The sequence below is a fragment of the Thermoproteus sp. CP80 genome (genome assembly GCF_002077075.2).
Taxonomy (GTDB): domain Archaea; phylum Thermoproteota; class Thermoprotei; order Thermoproteales; family Thermoproteaceae; genus Thermoproteus.
In genome coordinates, this window is record NZ_LCWM02000017.1 from 29055 (window position 1) to 36338 (window position 7284).

General features: G+C 62.3%; 8 protein-coding genes and 1 tRNA gene. 3 read left to right on the plus strand and 6 right to left on the minus strand.

The window, feature by feature from the left end; translation table 11 throughout:
- The 4 genes from B7L68_RS04840 to B7L68_RS04855 all read right to left on the minus strand — a co-directional run.
- Nucleotides 1–602 (minus strand): MBL fold metallo-hydrolase (locus B7L68_RS04840; protein ID WP_081246562.1); only part of this gene is annotated, 602 nt, incomplete at its 3' end.
- Nucleotides 603–658: 56 nt separating this feature from the next.
- Entirely contained in the window at nt 659–1900 is a 1242-nt protein-coding gene (locus B7L68_RS04845) for a tRNA(Ile)(2)-agmatinylcytidine synthase (RefSeq protein ID WP_081246555.1), read from the minus strand.
- Nucleotide 1901: 1 nt separating this feature from the next.
- Nucleotides 1902–2201 (minus strand): hypothetical protein, encoded by a 300-nt coding sequence (locus tag B7L68_RS04850; RefSeq protein ID WP_081246556.1) that lies wholly within the window; start codon nt 2199–2201, stop codon nt 1902–1904.
- A 33-nt stretch (nt 2202–2234) separates the two neighbouring features.
- Entirely contained in the window at nt 2235–2963 is a 729-nt protein-coding gene (locus tag B7L68_RS04855) for an HAD hydrolase family protein (protein ID WP_081246557.1), read from the minus strand.
- Between the two features lie 155 nt (nt 2964–3118).
- On the opposite strand from B7L68_RS04855, the gene B7L68_RS04860 reads away from it, so the two are divergent.
- Nucleotides 3119–3208, plus strand: a tRNA-Ala gene (locus B7L68_RS04860).
- 226 nt (nt 3209–3434) lie between these two features.
- Here the strand turns inward: B7L68_RS04860 and B7L68_RS04865 are convergent.
- Together B7L68_RS04865 and B7L68_RS04870 are read right to left on the minus strand one after the other, a co-directional pair.
- Nucleotides 3435–4643, minus strand: coding sequence for a hypothetical protein (locus B7L68_RS04865; protein ID WP_081246558.1), 1209 nt, complete (start codon nt 4641–4643; stop codon nt 3435–3437).
- 8 nt (nt 4644–4651) lie between these two features.
- Entirely contained in the window at nt 4652–4897 is a 246-nt protein-coding gene (locus B7L68_RS04870) for a hypothetical protein (protein WP_081246559.1), read from the minus strand.
- Between the two features lie 524 nt (nt 4898–5421).
- Between B7L68_RS04870 and B7L68_RS04875 the strand changes: the two genes are divergently transcribed.
- Nucleotides 5422–5883 carry a hypothetical protein gene (locus B7L68_RS04875; RefSeq protein ID WP_081246560.1) on the plus strand — a complete coding sequence of 154 codons (462 nt, stop codon included), beginning with the start codon at nt 5422–5424 and terminating at the stop codon, nt 5881–5883.
- Between the two features lie 332 nt (nt 5884–6215).
- On the plus strand, nt 6216–7284 hold a 1069-nt coding region (locus tag B7L68_RS04880), incomplete at its 3' end, for an AMP-binding protein (protein WP_143615295.1).

The following is a 7284-nucleotide window of genomic DNA, read 5'->3' on the forward strand; positions in this document are numbered from 1 at the left end:
GCGGATTTGTTCGCCTCCACCAGCTCCTTGATCCTCTTCCTGCTTCCAGCCACGGGGCCGTGGCCCATGACCAGCACCTCGGGCTCCAGGGACTCTATTCTGTCGAGCGACGCCGTGAAGAGGTCCACGTCGTTGAGGTAGGGCATTCCGTACCTCTTGAGGACCATCTCGCCGAACACCGCGTCGCCCGCGTAGAGAACCCCCTCGACTAGATATCCCATATGGCCGAAGGTGTGGCCCCTCAGATCTACAGCCTCTACGTTCTCGATCTTGTCGCCCGGCCTCACCAGGCCGGCCACCTTGAGGTCGCGCCCCACATACGCCGCGTCCGGCACGTAGAAGCCGTGGGTGAAGAAGAGACGGGCCTTGGTGTTGGAGACGAGGATCTCCTCGCCCCATGGCGCGTAGACCTCGGCCCCCTCGGGCGTCGCCGAGAGGTGGTCGGCGTGGTGGTGGGTCAGGAGGACCGTCGGCCTCTCGCCGGCCGCCTTGAGTATCTCGGCGGACCTCTCGGCGGGGTTGCCCGGATCTATCACGTACCTGCCCACGACCAACGTGTTGGGCGACCCCTTCAGCAGGACTACGCCTTTCCGCAGCTCCATATGTGCGCCCGAGGCCCCAATATATATACTGATCCAGGCAGGCCGCCGCGCCTGCGCTATCTGATCCAGCCCTCGGCCTTGCCGGCCAGCTCCACCGGCGTCGGGTCCAGATCCGGCGGCTTGAAGAGGTGGCGCCACTCGCCCGGCCTCGGGACGTGGAGGCCCCGCTCGGACGTGGACAGCAGGTAGCGAACCTCCGCCGTCTTGAAGACCGTGCCGCATCTGACGCACCGCCTGCCTTTACCTCTGCCCATGCTCTCCAGGGCGCCGCCGCAGTAGGGACATCTCGGCGTCGATCTGACGACCCTATATATCACCTCCATGGACTCTATGTATAGATAGAGGCCGTCCCCCCTCGGCTTCACCCCGCCCCTCAGCTCCACGTAGCAGCCCACGCATCTCTCCAGGGTAGCGGCTATCTTGCCCAGATGCCTATAGGCCACCGCCACCAGGCCGTTGGAAAGCCCCGCGAAGACGTGGCGCCTGTGCCTCCTGGCCCACAGCACCAACGCCCTAGCCCTATACACCGAATAGGGGAGCGGCCTATCGGGCAGAGCGCCCAGCTCCACGTGGGCGTCGGTCGCCTGGTTCGTGCGGTATATAACCCAGCCGGCCGGCCGCACGCCGTTGGCCTCGAGGAAACGCGCCGCGTAGACCAGATGGGGTGGGGAGAGGCCCCTTATGCCGTAGAGGACGGGGTCCGGCCCCCTCGGCTCTATGAGGACCCTCCTCCCGTCCAAGTTATGGAAGGTGTAGGGGTAGGTCAGCAGCTCCATCGCCGCGACGAGGTCGCGCCCTATCGGGGGCCTCCCGCCCTCCCTGTAGGCCAACAGCTCGAAGGTCGATCTGGGTAGCTCCGCCCCGACGGCCGCCGTAGCCCCTATCACCCCCCGGCCGCCCCAGGTCCTCAGCCCCCCGACCCGCTCCACCACGCTCCTCGGCACTATCTGCGACAGGGCCAGCCTGTAGACCCGCCTGGCCCTCTCGGGCACTTGGCCGACCGCCATGACCACGCCGGGGCTCGTCTTGCCGACCACGTCCGAGCCCTCCGAGACCGTCTTGACGGCGAGCTCCCACAGATCCCCCTCGGCCCCCTCGGGCGCGTCGAGGACCAACGCCACGGCGGCGTTCCCCCTGGTCTTGAAGGGGACGTAGGGGTTCAGCCTTATGAGGCGGGGGTAGTCGGCCAGGATATCGCCGTATTTCCTCAATATCTCCTTCACCAGCCTGTAGCCCACATACGTCGTGCAGCCCCCCCTGTGGGAGTCGGTGTCGTCTATGCCTATGCGGACCAGCACGTCAGCCCTTCAAGCCGCCGATGTTGAAGCCCTCCAGCGGCTTGCCCAATATGAGGTAGTTCAACACCGTGACCAGCAGGCCGGCGGTGATGTCCTTGTAGGCCACAACGTAGAGAGCCACGTTCTGCGCAGACGTCGCCGTGGGGGTCGCGGTGGGCGTCGCCGCGGTCGACGTAGACGGAGGGGTCGTCGCGGGGGCTTGTCGACTTTGGCCCGTCACGTACAGCAGAACCGCGGCGACCACCATCACCAGAACCACGACGGCGATGATGGACGCAGTCCGCGAGGTTCCTCTCGACATGGAGGGGCATCGCCGCGGTACTTAAAGATTTCTCTAGGGCGACGGCCCGCCGCGATCCGCCGAGGATTCCAGATTCGCCAGTACCTGCCTGATGTATCTCGGGAGCTCCTCGTAGGCTATGGGGATGGCCCCCTCGACGGGGAGGGCCCTATTGAGGGCGTGCCTCACGACTATCCTCACGTCTGCCTCGGCCCAGGCGGGCAGGTCGTTCTCGCTGTCGCCCATGTACACCACGCGGTCAACCCCCAGGAGGGCCTTCAGGAGCCTCACCGCGCGTCCCTTGTCCACGTCGGCTCCGTATATGTCCACGAAGGGATGCCTCGAGTACTTAAGCACCTTGAGGCCCAGGGAGGACGCCTCGGCCAAGACGTCGCCGAGCCCGCTGGGCGGGGCGCCGCGGTCCCTCCAGTCGATGGTGATCCCGGCGAGCCTCCCGTCCCACGTCCTCTTCTCCTCAACGAGGGCGTCCAGAGAGCGGGCGGATCTCAACACGCGGTCCAGCTCCGCCGTCTTGAGCCCGTGGAAGATCGCCACATATCCCCCCGCCCTAACCTCTATGCCGTTTATACAGGCATACGCCGCCGCGAAGGGCACGGCCCTCGCCACCAGGCCGCACTCCTTGGTCGTCACAACGGCGAGGGGAATCTTGAGGGCGAGCTCCCTCAAGGCGTGCTCCAGCTCCAGAGGCAGAGAGGGGTCTCTCCTCACGAGCTCCGGCGGCACCAACGTCCCGTCGAAGTCGGTAAACAGAGCGACGGGCACAATGCCGACGAGATCTGTGGTAAAAATACTTTACGCTGAAGCGACGCGCGACGGGGGACCTGCGCCGAGCCCGGATAGAGCCGGCGGAGGTCTGCGGCCCCGGCAGATCCGCGTCCAGGGAGAAAAGCTTAAAAACCACTGGAAATATATGTAAAGGGCCGGTAGTCTAGCGGAAGGACGCCCGCCTCGCGCGCGGGAGATCCCGGGTTCGGGGGAGAACCCGCCCAAAAATCCCGGCCGGTCCATCCATAGGCTCTTCCGGCTGTCATCTGCGCGGTCCGACCGGACGTTGGTCGATCCCACACTGTGCGGCGTGCTGGTTTCATGGCCGGCTGGATTAGACGCGTCAAATATCGGCCTCAGCCGTCTCCGTCCATGCCTCTGTTTCCCGGCCGTCGGCCGAAGGCGCCGACCTCCAGCGGCTTTCTTCACTGAATAGGCCTCACGTGGCGCGAGACGCTCTGCGCATGGCTATGCCGGCTTCGAGGAGGCGGCGAGGCGATTGGGAAGAAAAAGGGGATGCCTCCTTAGGATCTTTTCGGCGATCTCCCTCTGCCTCGGCGTGCCGTCCTTCGCCTTTTCGGCGAGGTAGAGCGCTACGGCCCTTCTTATTTCGCTGTCTCGCTCCGCCAGCCTCAAGAGGTCCGCAGTGGCTATATACACCACGTAGTTGGGGCCGGACCTCACGACGTTCGGCCTAAGCCCGGCCGCCTTGAGCTCGGCGGCTATGGCGAGCGCCTTTCCGGCATCGCGGGTGAAGTACTTAGCGACGAGGGAGCCGCCCCTGCCGCTCACCAGCTCGAGATACATCACGACGCTCGCCACGACCACGGCGCCCTTATTCGGTCTCTCAGTATGTGACTTTGTAGGGATTTTGCCATTGTTCCGACGTGCCTTCCCAAGGGCGTCTATGCCTCTCTTCTCCGTATTCAGCTTGTGTGTCACTCTAAAATCGTCGTCTGTGGCTAGCTTTATGTAGATCCACTTGTGGGCCTTCAGAAGATCGAGCGGTTCGCCGTATGCGCCGGCCGCCTCCCTAAGCTTTACAAACGCCTCTCTGCCGGTGGCGACTAGGGCCTCGTATGTGCCTATTTTTCTGCCTAATCTCCAAGGCTCCTTAGCCGCAATTGTCAATACATACTTGCCGTGTAGAATCTTCTTCCACCTAGCCTTCCCGTCCCCCAGCCACGCGGCGAGGAGGGGGGCCCACTCCCCACGTCTGAGGTAGTCTGCAACGAGACTTATCGCCTCGTTCTTGCTCCACCTTTGCTTCCAGTCCTTTGCCCTGATTTGTATATGTACGCTCACCCCTTCGCGCGTCAACTTAACCGAATCGACATATACATAGAGCTCTCCGTATCTCGCCGCAGTCCAGGCGAACACTTGCCAAGGCTGTGTGGTGCCCATGAAGGGCCGGCCGTCATTATTGCCCTCATCGCTTGCCCTCCAGCCCAGCTGAAGTAACTCAAGCCGCTCGCGCGGAAGCTTCAACACATCGGGAAAATGCGCCGAAGCGCTGACGCCGTGGATCGCGATTCGCGGTGCGGCTACTTTGGCTATGTACATCCACGCCCCGTCCGGCGCGTACAGCTTGTTGCCCTCTATTCTGTAGGTGCCCTCAATAATGGCGTTGTATATCGAGGTCAGCTCGGCCTTCGCCTGCCTCTGCGCCTCCAGCAACAACCGTTTCAGCGTGTCCCGGAAGTGGAGGAGCTGCCCCTCTCCTCCTCTGTGAGCGGGAACGCCTCGGCGATCCTCTGCGCCGCGTATTCGACGTAGAGCCTCCACGCCGGGAAGACCCAGTCCGCCGGCCCGCGGAGCTTGCCGTCCCTCTCCACGGCCGCCAGAACCCCGTCAAGAACCGGCGGCTCGGCCGGCCTCAAGGCCAGCTCAAGGCGGCGCCTTATCTCGTCTATGGAGATATTCATCTCCATACCTAGGCCGGAGGAGATCGTTTTATTGATTCAATGCGCCGTCGCCCAGAGCCGCGGCGCATCACGACGCCAGCCGCGGCGGCTTGGCAAGCTTCGGGTTGGGCGCTGTCCGGCTCGGGGTCGAGCCCGCTCTCGACCATGTGCCTTAGGCATCGCCGATAGGAGACAGCTAGTGGGAAGCCTCACAGGGAAGTCCTTCCCTGTCAAGGCCTCCTCATGGAGCTCCCTGTAGGCGGGGAGAATCCGCCGAGGAGCATGGAGTCATGTCGGCGTAATGCGGAACGTACATGGACGCCGATTGGGGACGAATGAAGAGGATCAGTCCGGATCTGACGACGGTCGTGTCCAAGCATATATCCCCGCCGTCGGGGCGCCGGCCCTAAGCCGAGGCGGCGGAGGAGGGGCAAACCGAAGGGGAATCAGCGTTCTCCTTAGCGCGTCGCCTCTCGGCGGGTCTGCGCCGCGGGCTGGGGGGCTCGCGATGGACGCTAGAAACATTAAATAGTCGATATACGGCGTCAGTCGTGGAGCTTGCGAGGACTCTTAGGGTTGCGCTTACAGCGCTCGGCATATACGACCTTGCCGCGTTCTTCCTGTTCGACGTACGCGGCTATCTCCTATATGCGGCTCTGCCCACCGCCGTGGCTCTCGCCGCGGCCTACCTGGCGTATAGATCGGCGCCTGCGACCGCGGTGAGGCGGCGGTATTTCTTCGAGACGAAGGTGATAGGCGGCGATACGGCGACGGCCATAGATAGGTTGAGGGCTAGAGTGGAGGAGCTAGAGAGGGCGGGCGCCGGCGGCGAGGAGCTGCTGGCCCTCAAGCTGGCGCTGGCCAAGTTGTTGCTGGACGGCGGAAGGCTGGATGAGGCGAGGCGCCTCGTCGAGGGGGTCGGGCAGGCCATCGACTCCGCGAGGCCGGGGCGCCACATCGTCGTCATGTATAGGGCCCTGAGAGGCGAGCTGGAGCGCGGACCTGCGCGGTGAGGCTCCTACCGAGCCGGCTCCTGGCACGTCCCTCGGAGCCTCTGCGGCTCCCCGCCGCCTAGATTAAGCCGCCGAACTACGTGGCGACGCCCCCGCCGCGGATTATAAATATACTATATAGTAATTTATATAAATATGCTTGTATATGTATTTATAAATATACTATATCATTGTTTATTTACATATTATTCCAAGAAAAATCTACAGTATTTTATTTATTTTAAATCGTAGTAATTATGATATTTATCTAAACTATATAAAACTCTTAGGATCTGTATTCTATCGGCAATAGTCTACATTAATAGATATATAGGAATCCTGTTCATTTAAACATGTCGGTCGGCCAGGAGCTTGAAGTGAAGCTCCCCTTCGATACGTATGTCTCAAATGAGCGATATAAAGCTGGGCCTGAATCCATAAAGACGTACTGGGAGCTCCATAGACGGAGCCTGGAGGACCTGGAGGGCTACTGGGCCTCTATAGCTAGGGAGCTCGAGTGGTTTAGGCCTTGGGATAGGGTCCTCGACGCGTCTAATCCGCCGTTCTTTAAGTGGTTTGTGGGGGGCGAGCTCAACCTGTCCTACCTCGCCGTGGATAGGCACGTCAAGACCTGGCGCAAGAACAAGCTGGCCTTGATATGGGAGGGGGAGCCGGTGGACCAGGCCGGATACCCCACGGACCGGAGGAAGTTCACCTACTACGACCTGTGGAGAGAGGTGAACAGAGCGGCGTGCATGCTCCACTGCAACTTCGGCATAAAGAAGGGCGACCGCGTGACGCTGTACATGCCCATGGTGCCGGAGGTATTGATAGCTATACTCGCCATCTGGCGCATAGGGGCTGTGCACACGACCATATTCTCGGGCTTCTCCGCCGACGCGCTGGCCGATAGGCTGGCCGACTTCAAGCCGAGGGCTGTCATCACCACCGACGGCTTCTGGAGGAGGGGGAAGGTAGTCAGACTCAAGGAGATAGTGGACAAGGCCCTAGAGAAGGCCCCTGGGGCCGAGGCCGTCTTCGTCGTGAGGAGGCTCGGCCTTAACGACGTGCCGATGACAGAGGGGAGGGACTGGTTCTGGGAGGACTCCTTGAGGGGCGTGAGGCAGAACGCCTACGTGGAGCCGCTGCCCGTGAGGAGCGAGGATATGTCGCACGTACTGTACACCTCGGGCACCACCGGCAAGCCCAAGGGCATAGTCCACGACACGGGCGGCTTCGCAGTGTCCATATACGCCGACATGAAGCAGATATTCGCCGTGAGGGACGACGAGGTATACTGGTGTACTGGCGACATAGGCTGGGGCACCGGCGCCTGGTACGTGGCCTTCGGCCCGTTCGCCATGGGCCTCACCCAGGTGATGTACGAGGGGGCGCCGGACTTCCCGCAGCCGGACCGCTGGT